This window comes from Ruegeria sp. BJ6 (assembly GCF_056537885.1).
This window is the reverse complement of sequence record NZ_JBQFSG010000008.1, coordinates 103,337-125,590: the sequence shown is the minus strand read 5'-3', so window position 1 is coordinate 125,590 and position 22,254 is coordinate 103,337. Positions and strand designations below refer to the sequence as shown.

The window sequence follows — 22,254 nt, the reverse complement described above, 5'->3', positions numbered from 1 at the left end:
GTGCTAAAAGCCCACCGCTACAAAAGCCTCGGCTATACCTCTTTTTTTAACTCGGACACCGGCTTTTTCGCGCGTGTTCCGGACAAAGATTCGAAGGATCCGTTCTGGTCCCCTCACGGACCAGAGTTGATGGACATATCGATTACCAACTGGTGCGACAAAGGTTGTGCTTTCTGCTACAAATCCTCGACCAAGCAGGGGCGGCACATGGCGTTGTCAGACTACAAGAACGTCATCGACCAAGCGTCCGAGATGGGTGTTTTTCAGGTTGCGTTGGGAGGCGGTAACCCGAACCAGCATCCCGACTTTGTTGAGATTCTGGAATACACCGCCTCAAAGGAAATTGTGCCGAACTACACGACTAACGGGCGCGGCCTGAGTAGCTATATTCTTGAAGCGACACGCAAACACTGCGGGGCAGTGGCTGTATCTGCCTACGAACCATTCGATGAAACAGCGGAGACAATAGAGACGCTGACCGCGTATGGTATCAAGGTCAATGTTCACTTCATTTTGGATTCTGAAAGCATCGACCTCGCAATTGCGTGGCTCACAGAGCCACCAGCATTCTTGCGGAAGATCAACGCCATTATCTTTCTAAACTATAAACCATCTGGTCGGAAAGTCTTTGAGAAGAAGATGCTTCGGAACAGTAATCGGCTAGATGAGTTCTTCAAGCTGGCAACTTCAAGCCAGCGCAAATTGAAGGTTGGTTTCGACGCTTGTTGTGTAAGCGGTGTTTTTGCTCGGACTAATGCTAATCCAACCATGGTCGACGCGTGCGATGCTGGACGATTCTCCATGTATGTTTCAGAAGATCTTTCGGTGCATCCTTGCTCCTTTCAAAGCGGCCTCGCGGAGGGCGATAAGCTGACCGAGAGCAATTCACTGCTGGAGATATGGACCAAGTCAGAGAACATGGCAACATTTCGCAACTACTTTGCCTCAGACCGCTGTGGAGATTGCTCGCATCGATCCACCTGCATGAACGGATGTCCATTATTCGACGACCTTGTTGTGTGTGGCAATCGTTGATCTAGGATGTCGCGACCGAAGGCGGTTTTCCTGCCACCGAAAAACGTCCTTTGTCGTCAAGGTCGAAGTATCGTCTTGCTCGTAGCGAACGGCCGCTCTCAGTCCGAGAATTCTGATCTGGCATGTCCGCTTTGGGCTGCGACCTGCCGACTGCGTCCGCAGCAAACAGATAGCCTGGGGATGATCGGTATGGGCTCACAGCCAACTTTTTGGGAGATACCGTGAATTTCTACTAATGTCCGCTAAGTGGGGCCTTCGAGGGCCTTGTTGCGCAGGCGGGAGGGAGCGGATTTCACCGTTTCGATCAACCCGAAATCCCCTAAAATCCTGCTGCCGGTAGTCCAGTGCGTATCGAGCGCCTTAGAAAACTCGTTGATTGTACGGCACACCGCCCAAATTCTAGCTGCTGCCGTCATCTTAATGTTCGGACGTTTTCTACCTCGAGACACACTTAGGTTTCTTGCGGCGAACAAGACTGTAAGCGTTGCCACTTTCATCCCGTTTTCGCGAGCAATTTCTGTGCAAGTTTTGCCAGTTTCATACTGACCATAGAGATCTAGTACGTAGTCGATCTTGGCGAGTCTCAACAACTTGCGGACAAGAACCGGGCTAATTCCAAAGCGCTCGGCCAATTCACGCAAGTTCGTGCTTCTTCGATAAAGCCGTATGATCTGCGCGGGCCGGTATCCTTCACACTCGCAGTCATTGGTAGCCACCGCGATGACATGCCCGGAGCGCAATTTCACGGGAAAAACCTTGCTGTACATGCTGGTATCTCCCCCAAATCAATAAGTTGTCGTGACTGTAACGTGAGGAAGATGATGTTGCCAGAAACAGCTTTTCGCAATCACGGCGCTTTTTTCAGAAAATAGGCGATTTCTAAATTAGGTGAAACAGGGGGCTTAGTGTAATTAATTGTAAAATAACAATAATATTGCACTTTGGGTGAGTTTCGCAGTACCAATTGGACGAAAGACTCGGTCGGAGGACTTGGCTTGGCACTTCCATTGGTTGTGGATCTTGAAAAACACGAACGCATCAAATGCGCTCTGCGCATTTCTGGAAGCTCGCTGGCGAAACTGAGCCGGGAGCTGGGGCTTTCCATCAGTTCGGTGTCAACCGTGTCTCAGGGATACCGGAGATCGAGGCGTATCCAGAAAGCCATCGCAGAGCAGCTCGGGAAGTCACCCGAGGAGCTTTGGCCTGAACGGTATCAAACAGAGGAGGATTGAGAATGACGTAGCCATGCAAACCTACACAGCAACACAAGCTGTCCGGGAAAAGAGTAAGGCCCCGAGAGCGGCAACTCTCTAGGGCCTTTGCAATCAGTATCGATACCGTACCGATACATCTTCTTCCCTCTTGTGACCCCAAAAGTCAACCATTTCATCGCTCGGCTGGGCGATGGGATTGGATGGGTTTTGCAATTCGACATACAGAAGAAGGTGACGGCGGTTTGACCTGCGCAACGCATGGCAAACCGCCCCAAAAGTAACATGAGCAACATCGACGATAACTTTGAAGGCGGGGACCGTGCCCCACTACCAAGCCGCGCAACGCGAGACATACCCAAACGATCTCGTGCCAGTTCACGAGGCGCTATCCTAGCGCGCCTTCCATCCGACAATCATGCGCGCGTCATCCAGTATGAGAGCAAACTTGAACAGCGGGTGCTTTGGCTGTTCCTGGCCAACAAAGATGTCATGGATATCAGAGAGCAGCCTATTCCTGTTTTCTATACGGATCATCTAGGGCGTCGTAGATCCCATACCTTTGACTTCTGGGTCCAGCTCAGGTCTGGGCGACGGCTCGCAGTTGCAGTCAAGCCCGCCAAACGTGCACTCAAGCGAAACTTTGCGAGAGAACTTCGGCACGTTCGGCGGTCTATGCGCAAAACATTTGCCGATGATGTCGTGCTGATTACGGATCAAGACTTTCAACTCGGAGAAGCGATCAATGCCCAAAGGTATTGCGAGTTTTCGTGGCATCGATGCAGACAGACGGAAATTGAGCTTCGCGAACTTTTGACATCGGTCGAGCTGCCCGCGCGAATAGGTGTGCTTTGTGATCAGCTTGCCAAAGGTGGGAAGGGATTCCGAGCGATCTTCCTGGCAATCTATGACGGCCTGCTGGTGGCTGACCTTACCCGACCTGTTGGCATGGACACATTGGTGACTGTGGGAGGTGCGGCATGACTGCGTTTATGCGGCTATCGCGCTTCGACCGGCTTGTCGTTGACGGCATCAGCTATCAGTTCAAAGCACAATCTGATGTCGAAATTGTTTTTGAACGAACGGATTCAGCATTCGGGACACGGATATTTACCAGCTCAGAACTGAGGGACACCTTGAAGCTCCCGTCAACAGTGTTCGAGCGAGATTACTTTCGACCGGAGGCGGTGAAACGGAGAAGAAATGCCAATGTCGATGCTGTCGGCGACCTACCAGACAAGAAGCGGGAACACGTTCTTTGGAAGCTTGCCTATTGCCAAGCCTACTACTTGCTTGAAGCGCAGGACCAAGTAGTCCGCACGGACGCTTCTATCGAAGCAGCCTTGCCGCTGATGATGGCAATCGTTGACCGGCAAGATGTCGTCAATCAGTACCAGTGGAAGCGTCCCAGAGCGGGGCGAGAGATAACACGCCGAAAGCCACCTTGCGCCACATCGCTCCGGAAATGGCTGAAAAAATACGAAGAAGGTGGCCAATCGCCTCTCCATTTGATCCCACGCTACCATCGGTGCGGGAACAGATCAGACCGTTTTTGTAGCGTTGGTCGGCGCATCATCGCGGAGGCGTTGAACGAGTTCCTGACGCAGCAGCAGGTGTCGGCGAAGATCGTCTACGATGAGTGTAAAAGGCGCTTTAAAGAAGAGAACCAGCGACGTCTGAACGCGGGCCAGGCTGAACTTAGACTACCGTCGAAGCGCAAGATAGAGAGGGCGATTAAGGCACTCGATCCATATTTTACTCGGGTTCAGAGGCGAGGCGCGGCGGAGACCAATCGCGACTTGGTGATCTGGGAAAACGGATTGGATGCAACATACCCGCTTGAACGCGTGGAGATAGACGAATGGAATGTCGATCTCATCGGTATTCTGGCCGACAGGGGCGCGCTGGATTCACTATCGCCCGAAGAACTGGCGCAATTCGAACGGGGACGTCGCTGGCTCTATGTCGCAATCGATTGCGCGACGAGGTGCATTGTCGGCATGCGACTGGCCGTCCAGCCCAACACAGCGGATGCTATTGCGACTTTAGCCGACATCACCCGGGACAAAAGCCAGCTCGCCATTGCGGCGGATTGCTCAGGAAGTTGGGACCAGCGTGGCGGCCTCGTCACCATCGTGACCGATCAGGGTGCCGCGTTTGTAAACGATGCGTTTCGTACAGCTGTTCTGGATGCAGGCGGCAGTGTGGAGACGCCCCCTGCAGGCGTGCCTAAGCTTCGTGGAAAAGTGGAGCGGGTTTTCGGGACATTTGGCACGGCGCTCATGCCGCGCCTGATCGGAAGAACCTTCGGCAATCCCAAAAGCCGGGGAGATTATCCGTCAGAAGACGTTGCATCTATTTCAGACGATGCTCTCATGCAGATGCTCGTTTTGTATGTGGTGGATGTGTATCACAACCAGCCGCACAAAGGGCTGAAGGGCGAAACGCCGCGCAATTGCTGGCAGCGTTTATCGGCGGAGAAAGGTGTTGCACCCGACATTTGCGATCGAACACGCAAGCGGGCATTTGGTCTCAAATTAACTCGAACCGTCACCGGAAAAGGTGTGTCGGCATTTGGTATTGATTATACCTGCGCTGCACTTCGGCATTTCTTCCTACATGATCATGACACCGAGGTCGATATCCGTGTTGATCCAACCGATCTGGGCTGGATCATGGTTCGCATCAGAGAAGAATGGTTTGCGGCCATCGCGTTGCAGCGATGTTTTGAGGGTGTCTCTCTGGAAGACTGGCGCGCGGCGGCACTGGAACTCAGACTGAAACACCGAAGTGAAGCCGCGATTTATGAAGATGTCGTCGCAAGCGCGCTGAGGCGGATCTTTCAAATCAATGCGCAAGAACAAGACCGGTTCGGAAACTACCTCCGCCGCCTGACACCGCAAGGATTACAGCACGCGCATGATGATTTGTTCCTGGGCCTGAGCATTGAGGCCGAACATCCAGGCGGCTTTGATCTTCCCCCAGAGAAAGACCTGTTTGGTCGGCTGATTCCGCTCTCAGAAGAAGATGAAGAAAACTTCGAGGAGCTGACGACTGATGACCGTTCGAACGAAAGCCAGGCGCGCGATCAACAAGATTGGAGCTGGGAAGATGATTGATCATACCAAAATTCAGGGTGTCGATATTCAACTGGCTAAACTGAGGACGCGTTTCATCACGCATCAGCCCTACCGGGACCTTCAGGAGCAGTTTGACCGATTGTTGCGCCGTCGTCGTGCAGTCTTGTCTCTCGGCACGTATCTTGAAGCAAAAGGTATTGCGGTTGTTGGCGCGTCAGGGAGTGGCAAAACCACTGCCGTAAATAGGTTGATCAGTAGGTATTCAGGCCAAACTGACCCTCATGACAGAAATGCAGTTGCCGAGATTGTCAGCTTACAGATCCCATCACCCGCGACGCTTAAGTATGTTGGATCCTCAATGCTGCATGCCTTGGGGTATCCTTTGCAGCGAGACAAACCTGCCGCATTCATCTGGGATCAGGTTCGCCATTTGCTCAGGGAACGCCGAACTCTTTTTGTGCATCTTGATGAGGCGCAAGACCTCTATTCCAATACCAGTCCGATGGCGCGTGACGCGGTCGTGAATACGCTCAAATCACTGATGAACAACAAGGACTGGCCGGTCGGTTTGATCTTGTCAGGCATGCCAAAGGTGATCGACATGATCAATGTAGATGACCAGCTCAAGAGGCGGATGAGTATCGTTCAGTTGAAGGCGGTGTCGGTGTCGTCCCATAGTAATGAGATCGCGACGATGCTGGAGCGGTATTGCCAAGTGGCTGAGCTGGCAATTGGAAAAGACCTTCAAAATAGCGACTTTCGAGGACGCCTGGTTCATGCGGGGGCCAATGAATTTGGCTTGATCATTGAAACCGTTTTGGCGGGCGTCGAGGACGCGTTGCTTGCCGGTCACGCTGAGCTCGGCATCGGGCATTTCGTGACAGCGTTTCAGCGGAAATCCGGCTGTATTCCTGCGCTCAATCCCTTCCTGGCTTCAGACTATCTCGCAATCGATCCGCGTGCCGTCATGGGGACAGTGAGTTTCAATGGAATGTTGACAGAGAGTGGAGGAAAACATGGAGCATAAGCTTGCATTTCCACTGAATCCTTTTGAAACACCCACGTCATATGTGTCACGATTGACCCGTTACTGTGGTCTCAGCTCTCCAACCACTCTTTGCGCCGATCTTGGGTTCAAATGGCACGACTATGTTCGTGGAGATGAAACGCTTCTAGCACGTATTTCGGCGGTTGGAGGTGCAGACCCTGATTTGTTGTCGCGATGGTCCATAAAAACAATCGGAAACGGGCGTTACACGATCCGGGGGCACCGATGCGCCAAGGGAACAATTTACAGGACACGTGTGCAAGTCTGCCCAAAGTGCCTTCGCGAGGATGTTGAACAGCATGGTGAAAATGGTGCCTACCGCCGCTACTACTGGCAACTGACATCCATTCGTTGCTGTGCAAAGCACTCAGTAGGGTTATTGCAGCTTCCGACCGAGCAATATGCGATCAACGCCTATGATTTCGTTGGCCAAGTGGAGAAAAACTGGGATTTGATCTTGGCTGCTTCGGAGAGCCCGGTGTCGCGCGAACCATCCGAGTTTGAACAATATGTCTTCGATCGATTGGAAGGGGTAAGGCAGCATCCGTTTCTGGATGGTCTATCACTTCATGCGGCAACAAAACTCTGCGAAACGCTCGGTTTTGTGATGCTTTTTGGGCCTTTAGCCAAACTCAGCAAGGCCACGGAAGCGGAAATGCACCGAGCAGGGAAGGCGGGGTATGATGCTTTGAAATCTGGCCAGGACGGTTTGCTGGATACGTTGGGAACGTTGATCTCTGATCAGGCACTGTCAACGATACGCCAGAAGTCAGATCTTGGTGCATTCTATGAATGGATGTATCAGACCCCGTTTCCAGAAGAAGTGGAGCCCGTCCGCCGCATCGTGCGAGAATATATCTTTGAGCACTACCCGGTGCCGGATGGTTACGAGGTACTTGGTCGCGCGTGTTCGAAACGGTCTGTTTATACTGTCGAAGCGGCCTGCAAAACGCTTGGAATGGAACGCAAACGTATCGGTCGATACCTTATCTTCAACGGCTTGGCTGAACGTGGTGGGAGCGTTGATGGCATATCCTTGAAGCGCGCAATCGAGCATAAGGACGTGGCTACGATGTCCGACGAAATTCAAGGGCGGATAACGGCCACCGAAGCTTTGAAGATGCTCCATACAAAACAAAAGATGCTTCAGGATTTGTGCGAGCTGCGTTTGGTAACTCAAGAGCTTGATGCTCTGGATCATCGGCCAAAATACGATCGCGCAAAACTTCAGGCATTGATGACTTCGGTGGCAGACCGCGCTGCCAACACCTCCGGCAGTGTCGCAAATCTACTGCCGCTGGCGGACGTGGCGCAGCGATTGAGATGCCGATCAGCAGAGATTCTGGCGCTCATCGTGGCTGGTAAGCTTAAGGCGATCTCTGCCGACATGGATCGCACCGGTCTTGATGGTATTGCGATTGATCTCGACGAAGTCCGCTGTGCTTTGCCCAAATTGGTGATGCCCGGCATCACGCGTTCCGATGCTGCGACAAAGCTGCGGGTGACCCACCAGACGATCAACTATCTGATTGATCAGAATTTGGTGATGTCCGCACGTTTACGTAGTCCAAAATCCCGACAATCTGTCACCGCTATTTCTGAGGCTAGTATTGAGAGGTTTCTGCTTACACACGACACTCTGGGGCTCATGGCATTTCGATACCGAAGAACGCCCGGGCCATTTGGGTGTCACCTCGAAGCCCGGGGCATTTACCCACTGGATACACCGCCAGGCGTCAGTCGGCTCTACAAGAGGCGTGGATTGGAAGCGCGATTGCGCAAGATCGGACTTGTTGTTCCAACAAGCAAAGAAACCCAAAGTGCGGATCGTACTGGGTATTGACTGCATGGCTTCAATGATTCTTGAAGCGCCAACAAAAACGCAGAACTGTGATATCATGAGTGTGCGCAATTTGGCTGCTCAAAACAGAGTGGCCGCGTTGCTGGCGATCGGAAATCCCCGATCCGCATAGGAGCTAGGTATTGTCGGGATGGATAGAAAACAAGCTCCGAAAAGAGTGCCAATGACCAGCGCGCGAAACTTCCAAGCCGAGATTCATGAGATGAAGCGCAGCGGTGCGGCTTCGACACCAGAGGGACAGGCGAGGTTACGCGAAGTTCTAAAGATGCTTGGCGTAAACCTGAACCCAGCCGAGGGCGAAGATATCGACCGTATGCAGGTCAGAACTGAGCCCTTCTCTGACGAGGAGGAGTGGGAAAACACGCCTCCGTGTTTCCGGCATATGTTGCCCCTGGAGATGATCCAGAAGTTTGACAAAGGATAGCCAAGCTGACGATTGAATTCCCGGCTTCAGACGTTTCTGTCAACGCACTCCGATTGCGCATCACTTCATCGGGGTTCGTTTAATCGAGAGTTAAGACGTAGCCTTTCAAAGGCGGAGGGAACAAATTGACCAAAGGGCGCACGGACATGGCGCTTGCAGGCAATCTGGGATCTCTAATTGAACTGATCGCTAACGCCTACGTCAGTAGCGGCGATCCAGATAATATTGATCTGCTGCTCGACCATGTGAGCAGGGTGAGGCGTATGAAACGCAAGGGGTTGCATGAGCTCTTCTCTGAAAGCGCAGCTACTTCAGGTGATGTCGAGAGATAAGGGTGCGGAACGGATTTCAGTTTCTCGCCTAGTTCTTTTTTCCCGGGCGCGATTCAACTTCCAGACGCAAGCACTAGCTTATGGTTACTTGTGACCCGAAACCAAATGAGGGTGGATCACATACCTCAAGTCAGCGGCCTTTAGGTGAATCCCTGTTGGAACGCTCAGGCTTTGGTTGTACAGGGTGGCCTACGGGTGCACGAAATGGAAAAGGGTCCATTTTTCATCGCATCGGCAAAATGGATCAGGATGCTGCCAAAGGTGTTTTCTTCGGTAGGTCCTTCTTTGTTGACTAAGGCTTAAGTTATGAAATTTTCCATAAACCTATTGAGTTTGATTGTAGCCGTTCTGGCCTTCCTCTTGGCTGCGTTTTCCACATGGCTTCAATTTAGGTCGGTGCCAGATCGAGTTTCATTGACAGGAGGTGGGCGAGTCTTAGCCAGTGCTCCAATTCAGATTAAAGACGTTTATAACCTCAATACCAAAGCTATGGATATCGCGATTGGGCCAATCTCGTGGCGATTTCAGGTTTATAATCCAACGAACAAATCGATATCGCTAACTAACTTTTCTATGACACATATCACCAAAGAAGGACGCTATTCTTCGTATTCAAATTTGCCGTTTGATGTCTCTCGCGCAACAAGTCCGAATGAAGTTGTAAGTGGTGCTGAGACCATTGGTCCTAATGAAGCCAGATCCTACAGGGTGACCGGCTATCTGCCGATTCAAAGCACTCAGGAGCAGCGAGAAAACTGTCTGAATAGATCAGAAAACTTGTTTGAACTTGAACAGTGCTTCGTCCTACACGGTACAGATTTCTTTGGTCGTGAGATCGTTGTAAGCACGAGCCAAGACGCCAACCTTTCGGTAACCACCCATAGTTTCGTAAACTACCAGGCTCAAGATCAGCTTTTGCTTACGTTAACGCTTGGAGACGGCTCTAAAGACGAGCTGGAGTTTTCTTACTAAAACCAGCTCGATCACTGGCCCTAACCCGCCTTTCATATCAGCATGTATTTTATGTAAGAGCTGGTATGATGGAGAGCGATGGTCTGCGCCCGGCTTTTCGACTGTGCCTTCTGCCTTTCCTTGAAACCTGTCCTGTTAGTGATTGGAATGTTCCTTCTGGGCGTGATGTTTGCAACGGCCATGATGCGACGGCTTGAGCAGACGCAATTGTCTTCTGTTTGATCCTGTAGTCGAGGCTGTGATCCCGAAGTTCACTAGGACGTATCTCGGCCTGTGTTTCTAAACATGTGATGTATTGCTGAAAGTCTTGTCCGTTCGGTGATGGTGTGTTGGGACTGCGGGTAAGCAGACCACTCAACCAGAGATCGCTTCTCATAAAACCGCTTCAGCGATGTTCGCGGTTTGTTATGACGCTGCAATTCGTGCATTGGTTGCGAAATTCGGCCGATCAAGCTCTGTTTTGGCGAAGACTACGATGCGCAACACTGCTGTCTTAAGTGGTGACCGGTCAAACTTCAGCCTTATAGTGAGCCAGAAACATGGCAACGCAATCGTCCAGTACATCTTTAGGCGTCGGGTTCTCGCCAAGGAAGAACTCCGGCCAGAAGAAGAAGTTTTTGACGAGTGCCAGAAGCTGGTTGGTCGCAAAAACCGGATCAGCTTTTCGGATTACACCTGCGTCCATGGCTTCGCTGATCAGCCTCGTAATCGGGTAGTCATGTGTCGCGGTTTCACTGAAGAATTGCCGGGACCGGTCAAGGTCACGGATCAATTCTGAGATAACCATCCGGTTTAATCCGATGGCGGTCTCATCTGTGATCACCCCAATGTAGCGCCACAAGGCTTCCTTCAATTGCTTGACGAAGTCGCGATCCGGATCATAGGGCACTGGCTCCATGCTCCGGTTCTGCTCCAGCATGATCTGTGAGATCGCCTCGAAAAGGGCCTCCTTGCTCTCGAAATGATTGTAGAGCGTGCGACTCGATACGTTCGCTTTTTTGGCGATTGAAGTGGTCTTTGCCCCCAGAAACCCCTGCTCTTTGAATTCATCGATTGCCGCATCAATGATATCTTTTCGTTTTTTTTCAGTGCGTTTCAAGATTTCTGCCCCAAAAAGTAAAAAGACGTGTTTACAAACGTCACCTCCCCACCATAAGTAAACACAACAATTTACTTTAGCAAGGCGCAAAGCTGCCTGACCCCGAAAGGACCAAGACCATGACGACTCAACATCTGACCGCGGGCAAAAACGAAGTCACCTTCAAATCCTTTGGCGTGGATATGGCGGGCGATCTCTACCTGCCCGAAGGCTTTGATAAGACCAAAACGTACAAGGCCATCGTGGGTGCCAGCCCGTTCCCGCAGGTGAAAGATCAGATCCCCGCCACCTACGGCCCGGAAATGGCCGCACGGGGCTTCATCTATCTCGGCTTCGATTACCTAGGTATGGGTTCTTCCCCGGCGCTGCCCGGAGAGTACAAGCAGTCGCGCTACATGTTTCGCCTGATCGAAAACACATGGGACGCCGTTTCCTACCTGGGAACCCTTCCATTCGTAGATGAGATCTATGGCTTGGGCGTATGCCAAGGAGGTTCAATCATCGCATCGGCTGCCGTGACCGATCATCGCATCAAGAAAATCGCCATGGTGTCGGGCATGATGGCGGCTGATGGTTTTCAATGGACCGACCGCGATATGGTCAACCAGCAGATCGCAGCCTCGAACGCCTCGATGCAGAAGATGTATGAAACAGGCGAACCGGATTATGTCGCTCCTTTTGGCCTCAATGATGAGCAATCCCGAGAGGACTTTGTCGGATCGGGCGTTAATCCGATGGCCGGAGAATCCTATGACTACTACGGGCGCGATGGAGTCAAAGGCCCGGTCGCGGTTCCGACCTATACCAACATGCACATTGGCGATCAGGGTATGCAGTCGTTGATTTCCATCGGGGAAGCTTATGCCGACAAGATCGTGCAGCCATCCCTGACAATTTACAGCAGCACGGCCTTTACCGCGCCATGCTCCACCCAGTTTGTCGCGAAGTTGACCAACGAACATGAAGAATTGGCGTTTGATGAGTTCTCCCATGTGGACTTCTACTACAAGCCCGAGGCGGTAAAGGCGTCGACGGACGCTGTAGCTGAGTTCTTTGGCAGATAAGCAGATGAGGCAGAGGTCACTCCGTGACCTCTGCTATTTTGATAGATCAAATGCGGGATCGCCTGACCGTAACATCTGTTCAGCGATGTTCGCGATTTGTTGTGTCGTAGCGTTTCGGAAAAATGATGTCTGCGCGCTTCTGAACCAGAAAATACGCGCAGACTTTCGAGAAACCTGCCGGGCGTCTGGCCCGGCATGATGGGCTCCGACGGGTTCGCCATCCTCCCCATCGCCGCGCTTGATCCGCCCCACCGTGCGGCGTCTCCTGCGGTCCCCGCGCTTGATGGGTCCGGGTCCCCAAAAACAATTCCAATCAGCCGTGAAGGTTCAGGAAGTGAAGGCCTCGTTTTCCGTGATCTTTTCAAACGCGGGTAAGAACGCGTCATGGTGCAGCGACAGGTAGCGCGTGATCTGCTCGCTGCGCATCAGCTTCGCGATGTACCCGCGTGTCAGAACCAGATCGAGATGGTCCGCGCCGTAGCTGTTTTCGACAAGGCGGACCTCGCGTTCTAGGTTGGCAGACTCGCGCTCCATCAGCTCCAGTTGCTCGCGTGAAATACCTTTGATCTTTTTCGGCGTTGCTGCTGACACCAACTGGCTCTCGGGTGTCGCGGCTAGAAGCGATCGGGCATAGTTGATCGTGAACTTGTTCATGGCGACCATGAGCTGCGCCGCTTCAATCTGCCGGATCGGCTTCATTTTCTTCAGAATCTGAAACCCGGTCAAAGCCACTTGTTTGTCTTTCAGCAGTTCCGCCGCCTCATCGCAGATACCATCCAGAAGCTGGCGTTTCTGCTTCAGAGTCTTGATGTTGACATTAAGCGCGCTCGCCAAACGGGCCTCCGGTACGCCAAGAGAGAGGGCTCTCAGGATCATCTTGTGCTCTTGAATGGTCGCGAGACGAGAGATGCGTTTGTTGTAGGTGAAGGCTTCGTCGTCCGTGGAGACAAGACATCGCGCATGTGTCTGACCCTGGTCTTTCAAAACCTCAAGGCGTAGATGCCCATCAAGCAGAGTGTATTGACCAGCGTTGTATGGGTCGCGGGACACAACAATAGGTTCAACAAGGCCAATTTCCTGAACGGATGCGGCGATCTGTTTGAATTTGATGCTGGCCTTCTTTTGCGGCGTGAGCACATGGAGCGGCGCGATGTTTTCGAATGAGAGTGTCACCAACTCCTGTTCAAAAGCAGCTACAACCGTCCGTTCTTTCCTGGTCACCGTCATGCGGACACCTCCTCGGATTGCGCCAACCGGTTTGCAACCTGCTTTGGCAGATTGGTTAGCCCTTCGGCGCGAAGCAAAGTGACGAAGTTTTCGTCAGTCATCAGGGTCTTGAGCGCTTGTGTCAGAAAGAGCAGTTCGCTGCGCGTTGCGCTTGCTTTTCTCAGCAACACCTTCTTTTTCTCGACATCGTTTTCATAGGTCTTGAGCAGTGTCTCGACAGAAAGGCTTTTGCGTGGCCGTTCGACAGTGTTCGCGCGACCCTTGCCGTGTTTCTGGCGCGCCTCAACAAGACGCTTGGCCGCCAGGAGTCTGCCGCCGCGCAGAAGCTTTTTCTCATAAGCTTGCCTCAGAACACGTTGCACGCCGACGTCATCCGCGTCCGCAATGTCAACGGCAACACTGACCGGAATCTTACCGCTCTCCACTGCACGCAGAAGGCGGTGTTCGTGACTTTCCAGAAGTTTGATGACGCCGTGGACATACTTCTTGGACAGCTGAGTCTTGGCGGCGATTTCAGTTTCAGAGTAACCTCTTTCTTTGAGGCGCCCAATGTCTCTGAGCAAGTCCAGCGAATGGTGGTGCCTGCGCGCCAGGTTTTCCACCAGGCTCATAACAAGGCAATCTTCGCTGCTGGCATCTATGACGATCGCCGGTATTTCAGATTGGCCAAGAACCTTGAATGCCTCAAGACGGCCCTGGCCGCAGACCAATTCGTATGCTGGCTCACTTCCGTTCTCAGTCTCACGCGCAGCAACCGTTATGGGTCTTTTTAACCCAAGCTCCGCGATGTTCGCGGTAATCTCGTCGAAAACCTTTTTGTTCCTGAGCCTTGGGTTGACGACAGTAATTGCATCGACAGGAACAAGAACAGTGCGTCCGACCGGCGCATGGTCCATCACGCTGCCTCCAGTATTGGCGTACGTGCGGCCATGTCGAAGAAATGAGCCAGGTTATCGAAGCGGAATGCATCAAGGGACAAACCGTTGTTTTCCGCCAAGCGCAGCTTTGATTTGGTCATGTCAAAGGTAGGCAGCAAGTAGTAGTCGAGCGGCGTTCTGTTTGACTGCCCCATCCTGACGACGATGGACATGTCGGGGAGCTGACCGGTGTTCAAACGAATGTTCCAGCGATACGCACCTGCGCCTGTCTGAAGACAGCGCGCAATGACAATTGAAACGGTGAACTCGTCATTGATGATGAGGGTATCTGTATCGGGGTCATGAGCAACCTCTCCGCCAACGGCTTCGACTCCGGCGATGATGTCCCGGATGATGTCGGAATGCAGGCTGCGCAATCGTCTGTTGATCTCAATGTACCGGTAATCTCTGTCAGGCTTGAAGCCGACGAGGCTGTAAGCGCGCAACAGGCTACCAAATCTGTTCTGATAGGCCCCGCTGGATGGAAGCTTTGGCGCTTCATTGATGACAAAGCCCGAGAGATACCCGTTTTCCTCCAAAACCTCCTTTAGCCGATCCAGCATTTCTTCGTCGGACAACACATGGGAGCGGGCCGCAATAATTGCTCCGGCAGCGTCGAACAGGTTGGCGTCAACGATTGCTTCAAAGGCACCAACAGCGCGGACCCAATTTTCCGGATCGTTCCGAACATGGCGTTTCTTGAGTTTGAAGGAATTGCGGTTCCAGAGATTATTCCCGATGTATTTTTCGTTGGTTAGAATTTGACGCACAACCGCCGGTGACCAATCCCGATCCAGATCGGTTCGAATTCCGCGCTGATTCAGGTTTGACGCAATCTCAGCTTCAGACCAACCGTCGTTCACAAACCTCAAGAAGATCTGGTTCACTATTGCGATTTCTTCAGCGGGACCCGGAACAAGTGTTACCCGGTCGGTCTGAATACTCTTGTGTTCACCTCGCGAAAGAATGCCCTTGGTACGTCCGGCTTCATCAATCAGCATCCGCCGCAACCCGAACCCGGCTGCGCCGCCTTGTCGATAGCCCAACTCGATCAGCCGCTGCTGCCCCGCAAAGACCTTTTGTGAAAGCTCACGACTATATTCGCCAGCCATAGCCCGCTTTAAACCTTTGACGACGGTTGACATTGGGCTGCCATCGTTTTCGAATTGTTCAGCGCAGTATTCGACCGAAATGCCCGCCCGTTTGCAGATATACTCGTAGTAGGCGCTTTCATCCGCGTCCTGGAAGCGCCCCCAACGGCTGACGTCGTAAACGAGAATAGTTCCGAATTCGGTCTGACCAGTTTCGATGTCGTCGATCAATTGCGATAGGCCTGCACGGCCTTGAATTCTCAATCCGCTTTTGCCTGCATCAGAATAAGTCCGGATAATTTTGTAGCCGCGTTCATCGGCATAGCGCTGGATGGCGTCGGCCTGGTTTTCGGTCGAGTAGCGCTGATGCTCTGTCGACATGCGAACGTACTGTGCAGCGTTCCGGCGGTTTTCCCTGTCTGTCTTGTTCTTCGGCCAACTCAATGCTGCGGCTCCCACCACTCAAATTTGCAAACCTGTACGGGAACTCTGCGATTCCTTTCTCAATCCTAAAGGGAGAGGTCCGGAAACATGTTTCATAAAAAGGGCAACACGTTTCTTCGAAAGTGCGACGAGCGCGTTTCGGCGTCAGAATACAGGGAGGCGATCAGCGACGCTCTTTCTCAAGAACTGGGTGGGGCAGGGCGAGCTACAAAATCAACGATGCGGTGGACTGGAGCAAGTGAACGAACGGCTAAGAACTGGATATCTGGCTCATACGGACCAACAGGCGAAAACTTGATCGCATTGATGAAGCATTCAGACACAGTTTTCGCGGTTGTACTCGAATTGGCGGGACGGAGTGAAGCGATATCGATAGCACGGCTAAAGCTTGTCAGAGAAGAACTGGCCGGAATTTTGAGTGATTTAGATACGATTTGCACCGATGAGGGCGATCAAAAACCAGAATAGACTCTTTCGGTTGCTCCAACGTGAAGGAAAGCCTTTGAGTCGCAAATGGCAAAACCCGTGCGCCCATGAAAAACCGAATGACTCAAAATCAATGGCTTAGCTGTCGTTGAATGGTAAAACTATGTGTCGCCCGACAACAAACCCGACACCATCCGCGCCTTTGCCGAAAACTGGCTGGCAGCACATGACACGCTCGACATCCTGGTCAACAACGCAGGCATCATGGCAACCCCTCTGACGCGCACCGCCGAAGGCTGGGAAAGCCAGTTCGCCACGAACCACCTGGGGCATTTCCTGTTGACCAATCTGCTGGCCAAGCCAATTAAGGCCGCGGGCGCGGCACGAGTCGTCAACCTGTCTTCAGCGGGACATTGGTATTCGACCGTTGATCTCGACGATCCGAATTACCTGAACCGCGACTATGAACCGATGCAGGCTTATGGGCAGTCAAAGACTGCAAACATCTGGTTTACGCTCGAACTCGCACGCCGCTGGGCTGACCATGGCGTCACCAGCTTTGCCGTGCACCCCGGTGGCATCCAAACCGAACTGGGCCGCAATCTGGACCCCGCCCTGTTGGAACGGTTTGAGCAAATGGTCAGGGACTACCCTGATCTCTGGAAAACCATCCCCCAAGGCGCCGCGACGTCTTGTTGGGCTGCGACATCCCCCGACTTGAATGGCAAGACCGGCCTTTATCTGGAAGACTGTCACGTCGCCGAACCGGGTGGCAAAGACCTTATGGAAGGCGGTCATGTCCCACACGCTTACGATGCGGACGGCGCCCAAGAACTCTGGACTCTGTCGAACACGTTGCTGCGAACCAGTTTCTGACGGCTTAGGGAAATGCAATGCCGCCCGCAATCTCGGGCGGCAATCCATACAGTTCACCGCATCCTCAAAAATACGCGTTCAGATATGACAATTGGACGATCGCAGCGGCACAAAAAACAGACTTCTTAGGCTCGCTTGATCCCTCACAAAGAATGCCTCAATCGGCCACTCGAACTTCATTGCATAATAAAGCAAGAATTCGATCTGCTATTCGGGTTTGATTAGAAAACCATGCAGAGATCAGAGATTAGCAGAATGTTCGGTCAAGAAAGAGAAACCATTGCGATCACACTCATCGCACCTTCGTTTCATATTCACCCACATGAGATGAAATCACGTCTACTACACTGCTTACCTTCGATTGATCGGAAGCGCCGTGATGGGGAGCCGCAAACTTCCCCCTGTCATTATCGAAATACCGCCCGGACGCGTTGGCGAATTCCGAAGACAGCGCGGCCCTGATCAATATGTCCGCGCCGATATCAATGTCATTGCCCGCAACACCAAATCCTTCCTTCACCATATTTGTGGCCAGCAGAGAGCCGGGATTGACAGCGATCGAGACCGGGCCCAACGGAAATTCTTGGGCGAAGGCCTGACTCCACATAGTTATGGCCAGTTTGCTTTGTGCGTAAGCTTCCATCGCCTCAAGTGTTCGTTGACCGTTCATTGCAGCAAGATCTACCGGCGCCTGTGCGGCTGAGGACAGATGAATAACACGCCCATCTTTGGGCAGGACCGGCAGCAGCATCCGGGTCAGCAGAGCAGGCGCGAATGTGTTGACAACAAACCGGACGTCCAGCCCATCGGGCGTTATGGGAGTTGGCGTTCTGAGCACGCCGGCATTGTTGATGAGCACGTCCAGATGCTTATGCGCTGCAAGCACAGAATGCGCGAGGCGCTGAACGTCCTCCAGATTGGACAGATCCGCGAGAAAAGCATCCACCTCCGCGCCCTGTGTCTTAAGATCATCTGACACCGCGTTCAGTTTATCGGGGTTGCGACCGTGGATCAGCAGGTGGTGACCCTGTTGGGCAAGCGCCCGCGCCGTGGCGCGACCTATTCCGTCGGTCGCTCCGGTGATGAGAATTGATTTAGGCATCATGGTTTCCTCAACTGAACTGCGACAGGTCACGACGCGAAAAGGGCCGTCTAGATGGCGACAGCCCGATTGCATTAGGCAAGGTCATCCTTACCTTCTATCAGATAATGATTGCTGACCGATCCGTTTATCCGGGCAGCAAGGTGGGGGGCGTAGGCTTCATCCTGCATGAAGGCCAATGCTGCCTCTTTCGATGGCCACTCAATGATGATCCGAAGCGCCGCGGACTGGGCGTCGCCTTCGACCTGTTCATGATTGGCTGTGCGGGCAATGTAGCGCCCGCCATGTGCTGCGACCCGTTCATTGGCAGTCGGCAAGTAGCCGGGAATCCAGTCTTCGTTAGTGGGCGTCACGTCCAGAACCGAATAGTAAGTCATTGCATATATTCCTTGATTTCAGGGTTGTGCGAAAGAATTAGAAGCTAGGCAAAACCTGCTTGCCGATGACCCGGCCGCTTTCCTGCCGCAGATGAGCATCGGTCAGTGTTTCGACCGTAAGTTCGCTGGCGCGCTCCGTGACGGTCGAGATCAGGTCTCCTGCATCCAGCATTGCAGAGACCCTGTTCAGTAGTTCCCGCTGAACCTCGATGTCCTTTGTGCCGAACATCGAACGTGTGAACATGAACTCCCAAGAGATCGTCAGCGCCTTGGGCTTGGCAGGTGCAATGTCAAAATTCTCAGGATCGTCGATCAGGGCCACATGGCCGCGCGGCGCAATCATTTCGATGATCGCGGGCCAGTGCTGATCGGTTGCAGTCAGGGCCGCCACATAGTCCGGCTCTAGCCCTAACGCGCGCGACTGGGCCACCAGATCTCCACGGTGATTGATCACATGATCAGCCCCCATCTTGCGCACCCAGTCCTCGGTCTCGGGGCGGGAAGCAGTTACGATCACGGTCAACTTGGTCAGCTTTTTCGCCAACTGGATCAGGATCGAACCGACCCCGCCCGCGCCGCCGATAATCAGCAAGCTTTTGCCCGCTCCGCCGCCTTCGGTCAGGCGGAAACTGTCGAACAGCATTTCCCAAGCGGTGATCGATGTCAGGGGCATCCCCGCCGCTTCTACAAAATCCAGAGAAGCGGGTTTGCGCCCGACGATGCGTTCATCCACCGCCTGCAATTCCGCGTTGGAACCTGGGCGGGTCACGTCCCCGGCATAGAATACTTCATCGCCGATTTTGTAGCCGGTGACTTCGGGTCCAACCTCCACCACCACGCCCGCCGCGTCAAAACCCAGAATGCCCGGGCCTTTTTCGGGGGCCCGGATGGCGCGCAGTTTCACATCCACCGGGTTCAGGGAAAGCCCTTTTACCTGCACCAACAGGTCGCGCGGTCCGGGCTGCGGCTTGTCCGCATCAAAAAGGCGCAGCGCACCCGCACCGTCCACTGGCCCAATCCGGTTGTATCCGATCGCTTTCATCTCTTGCCGTGCTCCTTGGCATTTCGCTTGGAAGGCAATTTATTCATTGCCATTTTTATAGAAACTACCGATTTTTTATTTCAGAATTCGGGATTTCAGGATAATCGAATGGACACGCAGTCGATCCGCCTATTCGTCCGCGCGGCGGAGCAATTGAACATTTCAGGTGCCGGACGCAGCCTCGGCCTCGCCCCGGCAATTGCCAGCGCCCGATTGGCCAAGCTGGAGCATGAACTGGGTGTCGAACTGCTGCATCGCACAACCCGCAAGGTGTCGCTCAGCCAAGAAGGAGAGGCCTTTCTGCCCTACGCGCGTGAAATCCTTGCCCAGGCCGACGCCGGGTGCGCGGCACTTGGGCTGGGTGCAGCCGAGCCCACCGGCACCTTGCGTTTTGCCGCGCCCAGCAGTTTTGCACAGTTGCACATCATGCCGTTGCTGCCCGAGTTTCAGGCGCTTCACCCCGGCATCATTTTGGATTTACGTCTTTCTGATACCCGCTTTGATCTGATCGAAGGCAGCTTTGACCTCGCCCTGCGCAGCGCCCCCTTGCAGGATAGCAGCCTGAAGGGGCGAAAACTGGCAGACGATACCCGTGTCCTTTGCGCGTCCCCCACCTATCTAGAGGCACGGGGCACACCCCAGAAACCTGAAGACCTGAGCCATCATGACTTTCTTGCCTGGTCGGATCTGGCCCCTCGGGATCTTATTGATAGGGATGGAACGCTGTTCACACTTGATCCCGAGGAAATGCATTGCCGAGCGATTTTTGATGACGGTGCCTCTCAGCGCGTCGCCACCATGGCCGGCGCCGGTATTTCCATCAATTCGTTCTGGAATATCGCGCATGAGATCGCCTCAGGGCGGCTGGTTCACATTTTGCCCGATTGGCAGCTGAACGACCGGTCCGTTCTATGGCTGATCTACCCACGCTCAAACGTTCTAACACCAAAAGTGCGTTGCTTTATGGATTTCCTGATCAAGCGGCTTGGGTCCTGACAAGCTGCAAACCGCAGCGTAGGGCTTCGCGCATCATTTTGGCTGGACCGATGTGGACATAGCGGCGAACGATCAATGGTGGACCTGAGCGACCTCTATCTCTTGAAACGGTCTCTGCTGATCTTAGCAGCTTCCCTCATTTCAGCGCAGTAGCCGACACCCGGCAAAGAGACTATGCGCTCTGCCGGGTGGTTCTGTTTTGAACGCGGGTCACGCCGTCGGGTTCTAATAGGCCACCAGCAGAACCGCGATGATCACCAGCTCGACGACCAATGGTGGAATAACTGCCTTATCGAACCCGTCGATCAGAATGCCAACAACGCGCCCGAAGGCTACGACGCCCATCAGGATTGCAACGGCCACAAAGCCCAGCGTCTGTCCCGTGATCAGGCCGATCACCAACAGCGCGACAGAAGACAGGAACAATCCGCCAATTACCGAGCGGATGGTGCTGAGCCCGGCTGTGCCCACCGGTTCGATACCAAAGTTGGCGACCATGCGGCGTGGCGCAAACATCGACATGATTCCGAGGCCCGTCAGCATGAGGGTGACAAGGATGACGAGGGCGTTCAACGTGGTTTCCATTTCAAATCTCCTTTGGCTCAAGCGAACTGGCGCAGGGCCTGGTTGGCATTTTCCTGAGTGGTGATGTCCGACAAGACCCCATCGATGCTGGCCTGATCCACGACCGACCCTGTGGGATATCCTGTTTGACTGGCATAGAAGTGGCCGGTCTTGAATTCGGGGTTGAGCAACCCGTCCAGATACCGTTTTGCGCCAGTTTCAACGCTGTGCATCATGCCGAACATCGGCATCAGTACACCGCCAACATGCTTGAAGAAGATGCGCTTCATGAGTGGAAGATCGTCAAAACCCGCAGTGCCAGCGGTGCCGCCGGGGCTCATGGTTACAAAGCGGATATGCGGGTGCTGACGCGCCATCGCACCCATCCACAGGGTCGCGGTGAGCTTGGCATAGCCGTAGGTCTTCATCGGATCGCCCTCGGGGCCGAACTTGCTGCCATCGGCGATTGACCTGAACTCGTCCACGGTTCCTTCGGACAGGTCGGGGCGTTCCATACCCATCTTTGGAATTCCGCGAGCGGCCTCGGACCCGGCATATAGGACAGTGGATGTCACCAACTGGCGTTCCAACAGCTCATCCACAAGCACCACATGGCCCAATACATTGGTGGCGAAGATGTTGGTTACGCCTTCATCAGTGAGGCTGTTAGGTTGCCGCCCGCCGGTACCGCCCGCATTCAGAATGACAGCATCAATCGGGGTGGTGAGTTTCGCCACAGCCGCACGAACCGTGGCTGGGTCGGTGACATCCATCAAAACATTCTCAAATATCTTACGTCCGGTGTCACTTTCAAGCGCCGCTCTGGCGGCCTCGGCCTTGGTTCGGTTGCGGCAGGCCAGATAGATTTTGTCGATGCCTTTCTGCAGCGCAAGCTGTCGCGCGGCCTCGCGGCCCAGTCCGGCATTGGCGCCGGTGATGAGCACAGATTGAATCGGTTTCATGTTGCGTTTCCTTTGCCATTTTCCCAGGGCCCGGATCGGGGTCCTTTCTGTCGTTCGGAAATAAGGTGTTTGGAAATCGCCGTGTATATGGGTAAAACTGGACA

The 22,254-nt window shown here is 53.5% G+C and carries 23 protein-coding genes; 13 read left to right on the top strand and 10 right to left on the bottom strand.

All coding sequences use genetic code 11. The features are described from left to right. Window positions 1-1,035 carry a radical SAM protein gene (locus tag ACR0D6_RS16385; RefSeq protein ID WP_480766279.1) on the top strand — a complete coding sequence of 345 codons (1,035 nt, stop codon included), beginning with the start codon at window positions 1-3 and terminating at the stop codon, window positions 1,033-1,035. Window positions 1,036-1,277: 242 nt separating this feature from the next. Here the strand turns inward: ACR0D6_RS16385 and ACR0D6_RS16380 are convergent, their stop codons facing one another. Beyond that, the gene (locus tag ACR0D6_RS16380) at window positions 1,278-1,802 is read right to left on the bottom strand and encodes a hypothetical protein (RefSeq protein ID WP_480766278.1); all 525 of its coding nucleotides are present in this window, start codon (window positions 1,800-1,802) and stop codon (window positions 1,278-1,280) included. 246 nt (window positions 1,803-2,048) lie between these two features. Here ACR0D6_RS16380 and ACR0D6_RS16375 point away from each other — a divergent pair, with 246 nt between their 5' ends. From ACR0D6_RS16375 to ACR0D6_RS16340, 8 genes are all read left to right on the top strand, one after another. Continuing rightward, entirely contained in the window at window positions 2,049-2,267 is a 219-nt protein-coding gene (locus tag ACR0D6_RS16375; RefSeq protein WP_298937879.1) for a helix-turn-helix domain-containing protein, read from the top strand. 264 nt (window positions 2,268-2,531) lie between these two features. After that, window positions 2,532-3,230: a TnsA endonuclease N-terminal domain-containing protein gene (locus ACR0D6_RS16370; RefSeq protein ID WP_480766277.1), complete on the top strand. Its 699-nt coding sequence runs from the start codon at window positions 2,532-2,534 to the stop codon at window positions 3,228-3,230. Then, window positions 3,227-5,365, top strand: a complete 2,139-nt coding sequence (locus ACR0D6_RS16365; RefSeq protein ID WP_480766276.1) for a transposase — start codon at window positions 3,227-3,229, stop codon at window positions 5,363-5,365. The genes ACR0D6_RS16370 and ACR0D6_RS16365 overlap by 4 nt, the downstream gene beginning before the upstream one ends. Next, window positions 5,358-6,353: a TniB family NTP-binding protein gene (locus ACR0D6_RS16360; RefSeq protein WP_480766275.1), complete on the top strand. Its 996-nt coding sequence runs from the start codon at window positions 5,358-5,360 to the stop codon at window positions 6,351-6,353. Before ACR0D6_RS16365 ends, ACR0D6_RS16360 begins: the two co-directional genes overlap by 8 nt. Beyond that, window positions 6,343-8,217 carry a TniQ family protein gene (locus tag ACR0D6_RS16355; protein WP_480766274.1) on the top strand — a complete coding sequence of 625 codons (1,875 nt, stop codon included), beginning with the start codon at window positions 6,343-6,345 and terminating at the stop codon, window positions 8,215-8,217. Before ACR0D6_RS16360 ends, ACR0D6_RS16355 begins: the two co-directional genes overlap by 11 nt. 181 nt (window positions 8,218-8,398) lie before the next feature. Next, the gene (locus tag ACR0D6_RS16350) at window positions 8,399-8,659 is read left to right on the top strand and encodes a hypothetical protein (RefSeq protein WP_480766273.1); all 261 of its coding nucleotides are present in this window, start codon (window positions 8,399-8,401) and stop codon (window positions 8,657-8,659) included. A 125-nt stretch (window positions 8,660-8,784) separates the two neighbouring features. After that, window positions 8,785-8,991 (top strand): hypothetical protein, encoded by a 207-nt coding sequence (locus tag ACR0D6_RS16345; RefSeq protein WP_480766272.1) that lies wholly within the window; start codon window positions 8,785-8,787, stop codon window positions 8,989-8,991. Window positions 8,992-9,297: 306 nt separating this feature from the next. Continuing rightward, the gene (locus ACR0D6_RS16340) at window positions 9,298-9,963 is read left to right on the top strand and encodes a hypothetical protein (protein ID WP_480766271.1); all 666 of its coding nucleotides are present in this window, start codon (window positions 9,298-9,300) and stop codon (window positions 9,961-9,963) included. 508 nt (window positions 9,964-10,471) lie between these two features. Here the strand turns inward: ACR0D6_RS16340 and ACR0D6_RS16335 are convergent. Beyond that, window positions 10,472-11,062 (bottom strand): TetR/AcrR family transcriptional regulator, encoded by a 591-nt coding sequence (locus ACR0D6_RS16335; protein ID WP_480766270.1) that lies wholly within the window; start codon window positions 11,060-11,062, stop codon window positions 10,472-10,474. A gap of 119 nt (window positions 11,063-11,181) precedes the next feature. On the opposite strand from ACR0D6_RS16335, the gene ACR0D6_RS16330 reads away from it, so the two are divergent. After that, a complete protein-coding gene (locus ACR0D6_RS16330) occupies window positions 11,182-12,126 on the top strand; it encodes an alpha/beta hydrolase (protein WP_480766269.1) in 945 nt (314 codons plus the stop codon). Between the two features lie 327 nt (window positions 12,127-12,453). Here the strand turns inward: ACR0D6_RS16330 and ACR0D6_RS16325 are convergent, their stop codons facing one another. The 3 genes from ACR0D6_RS16325 to ACR0D6_RS16315 are packed head-to-tail and all read right to left on the bottom strand — an operon-like array spanning window position 12,454 to window position 15,820. Next, window positions 12,454-13,353: a plasmid partitioning protein RepB C-terminal domain-containing protein gene (locus ACR0D6_RS16325; RefSeq protein WP_480766268.1), complete on the bottom strand. Its 900-nt coding sequence runs from the start codon at window positions 13,351-13,353 to the stop codon at window positions 12,454-12,456. Then, on the bottom strand, window positions 13,350-14,249 hold the full coding sequence (locus ACR0D6_RS16320; protein WP_480766267.1) for a plasmid partitioning protein RepB C-terminal domain-containing protein: 900 nt from the start codon (window positions 14,247-14,249) through the stop codon (window positions 13,350-13,352). The genes ACR0D6_RS16325 and ACR0D6_RS16320 overlap by 4 nt, the downstream gene beginning before the upstream one ends. Further along, entirely contained in the window at window positions 14,249-15,820 is a 1,572-nt protein-coding gene (locus ACR0D6_RS16315; protein ID WP_480766266.1) for a recombinase family protein, read from the bottom strand. Before ACR0D6_RS16315 ends, ACR0D6_RS16320 begins: the two co-directional genes overlap by 1 nt. Before the next feature lie 72 nt (window positions 15,821-15,892). Between ACR0D6_RS16315 and ACR0D6_RS16310 the strand changes: the two genes are divergently transcribed. Both ACR0D6_RS16310 and ACR0D6_RS16305 read left to right on the top strand, forming a co-directional pair. Further along, complete coding sequence (locus tag ACR0D6_RS16310) at window positions 15,893-16,273, top strand: hypothetical protein (protein ID WP_480766265.1); 381 nt, start codon at window positions 15,893-15,895, stop codon at window positions 16,271-16,273. Between the two features lie 123 nt (window positions 16,274-16,396). Beyond that, window positions 16,397-17,107, top strand: a complete 711-nt coding sequence (locus ACR0D6_RS16305; RefSeq protein ID WP_480766264.1) for an SDR family NAD(P)-dependent oxidoreductase — start codon at window positions 16,397-16,399, stop codon at window positions 17,105-17,107. A 292-nt stretch (window positions 17,108-17,399) separates the two neighbouring features. Here the strand turns inward: ACR0D6_RS16305 and ACR0D6_RS16300 are convergent, their stop codons facing one another. The 3 genes from ACR0D6_RS16300 to ACR0D6_RS16290 form a co-directional block, all read right to left on the bottom strand. Continuing rightward, window positions 17,400-18,209: an SDR family NAD(P)-dependent oxidoreductase gene (locus ACR0D6_RS16300; protein ID WP_480766263.1), complete on the bottom strand. Its 810-nt coding sequence runs from the start codon at window positions 18,207-18,209 to the stop codon at window positions 17,400-17,402. Window positions 18,210-18,283: 74 nt separating this feature from the next. Then, complete coding sequence (locus tag ACR0D6_RS16295) at window positions 18,284-18,586, bottom strand: DUF1330 domain-containing protein (protein WP_480766262.1); 303 nt, start codon at window positions 18,584-18,586, stop codon at window positions 18,284-18,286. A 37-nt stretch (window positions 18,587-18,623) separates the two neighbouring features. Next, window positions 18,624-19,628 carry a zinc-binding alcohol dehydrogenase family protein gene (locus ACR0D6_RS16290; RefSeq protein WP_480766261.1) on the bottom strand — a complete coding sequence of 335 codons (1,005 nt, stop codon included), beginning with the start codon at window positions 19,626-19,628 and terminating at the stop codon, window positions 18,624-18,626. Between the two features lie 108 nt (window positions 19,629-19,736). Here ACR0D6_RS16290 and ACR0D6_RS16285 point away from each other — a divergent pair, with 108 nt between their 5' ends. Next, window positions 19,737-20,624, top strand: coding sequence for a LysR family transcriptional regulator (locus ACR0D6_RS16285; RefSeq protein ID WP_480766260.1), 888 nt, complete (start codon window positions 19,737-19,739; stop codon window positions 20,622-20,624). 225 nt (window positions 20,625-20,849) lie between these two features. Here the strand turns inward: ACR0D6_RS16285 and ACR0D6_RS16280 are convergent, their stop codons facing one another. Both ACR0D6_RS16280 and ACR0D6_RS16275 read right to left on the bottom strand, forming a co-directional pair. After that, the gene (locus ACR0D6_RS16280; protein WP_480766259.1) at window positions 20,850-21,209 is read right to left on the bottom strand and encodes a DUF4345 family protein; all 360 of its coding nucleotides are present in this window, start codon (window positions 21,207-21,209) and stop codon (window positions 20,850-20,852) included. A gap of 17 nt (window positions 21,210-21,226) precedes the next feature. After that, complete coding sequence (locus ACR0D6_RS16275; RefSeq protein WP_480766258.1) at window positions 21,227-22,150, bottom strand: SDR family NAD(P)-dependent oxidoreductase; 924 nt, start codon at window positions 22,148-22,150, stop codon at window positions 21,227-21,229. Between the last annotated feature and the right edge of the window lie 104 nt (window positions 22,151-22,254).

Bases quoted from the DNA above. Each gene is read 5' to 3' on its own strand.
- ACR0D6_RS16380 (WP_480766278.1), bottom strand. From the start codon at position 1,802: ATGTACAGCAAGGTTTTTCCCGTGAAATTGCGCTCCGGGCATGTCATC.
- ACR0D6_RS16370 (WP_480766277.1), top strand. From the start codon at position 2,532: ATGAGCAACATCGACGATAACTTTGAAGGCGGGGACCGTGCCCCACTA.
- ACR0D6_RS16365 (WP_480766276.1), top strand. From the start codon at position 3,227: ATGACTGCGTTTATGCGGCTATCGCGCTTCGACCGGCTTGTCGTTGAC.
- ACR0D6_RS16360 (WP_480766275.1), top strand. From the start codon at position 5,358: ATGATTGATCATACCAAAATTCAGGGTGTCGATATTCAACTGGCTAAA.
- ACR0D6_RS16355 (WP_480766274.1), top strand. From the start codon at position 6,343: ATGGAGCATAAGCTTGCATTTCCACTGAATCCTTTTGAAACACCCACG.
- ACR0D6_RS16350 (WP_480766273.1), top strand. From the start codon at position 8,399: ATGACCAGCGCGCGAAACTTCCAAGCCGAGATTCATGAGATGAAGCGC.
- ACR0D6_RS16340 (WP_480766271.1), top strand. From the start codon at position 9,298: ATGAAATTTTCCATAAACCTATTGAGTTTGATTGTAGCCGTTCTGGCC.
- ACR0D6_RS16330 (WP_480766269.1), top strand. From the start codon at position 11,182: ATGACGACTCAACATCTGACCGCGGGCAAAAACGAAGTCACCTTCAAA.
- ACR0D6_RS16325 (WP_480766268.1), bottom strand. From the start codon at position 13,353: ATGACGGTGACCAGGAAAGAACGGACGGTTGTAGCTGCTTTTGAACAG.
- ACR0D6_RS16320 (WP_480766267.1), bottom strand. From the start codon at position 14,249: ATGGACCATGCGCCGGTCGGACGCACTGTTCTTGTTCCTGTCGATGCA.
- ACR0D6_RS16310 (WP_480766265.1), top strand. From the start codon at position 15,893: ATGTTTCATAAAAAGGGCAACACGTTTCTTCGAAAGTGCGACGAGCGC.
- ACR0D6_RS16300 (WP_480766263.1), bottom strand. From the start codon at position 18,209: ATGCCTAAATCAATTCTCATCACCGGAGCGACCGACGGAATAGGTCGC.
- ACR0D6_RS16295 (WP_480766262.1), bottom strand. From the start codon at position 18,586: ATGACTTACTATTCGGTTCTGGACGTGACGCCCACTAACGAAGACTGG.
- ACR0D6_RS16290 (WP_480766261.1), bottom strand. From the start codon at position 19,628: ATGAAAGCGATCGGATACAACCGGATTGGGCCAGTGGACGGTGCGGGT.
- ACR0D6_RS16285 (WP_480766260.1), top strand. From the start codon at position 19,737: ATGGACACGCAGTCGATCCGCCTATTCGTCCGCGCGGCGGAGCAATTG.
- ACR0D6_RS16280 (WP_480766259.1), bottom strand. From the start codon at position 21,209: ATGGAAACCACGTTGAACGCCCTCGTCATCCTTGTCACCCTCATGCTG.
- ACR0D6_RS16275 (WP_480766258.1), bottom strand. From the start codon at position 22,150: ATGAAACCGATTCAATCTGTGCTCATCACCGGCGCCAATGCCGGACTG.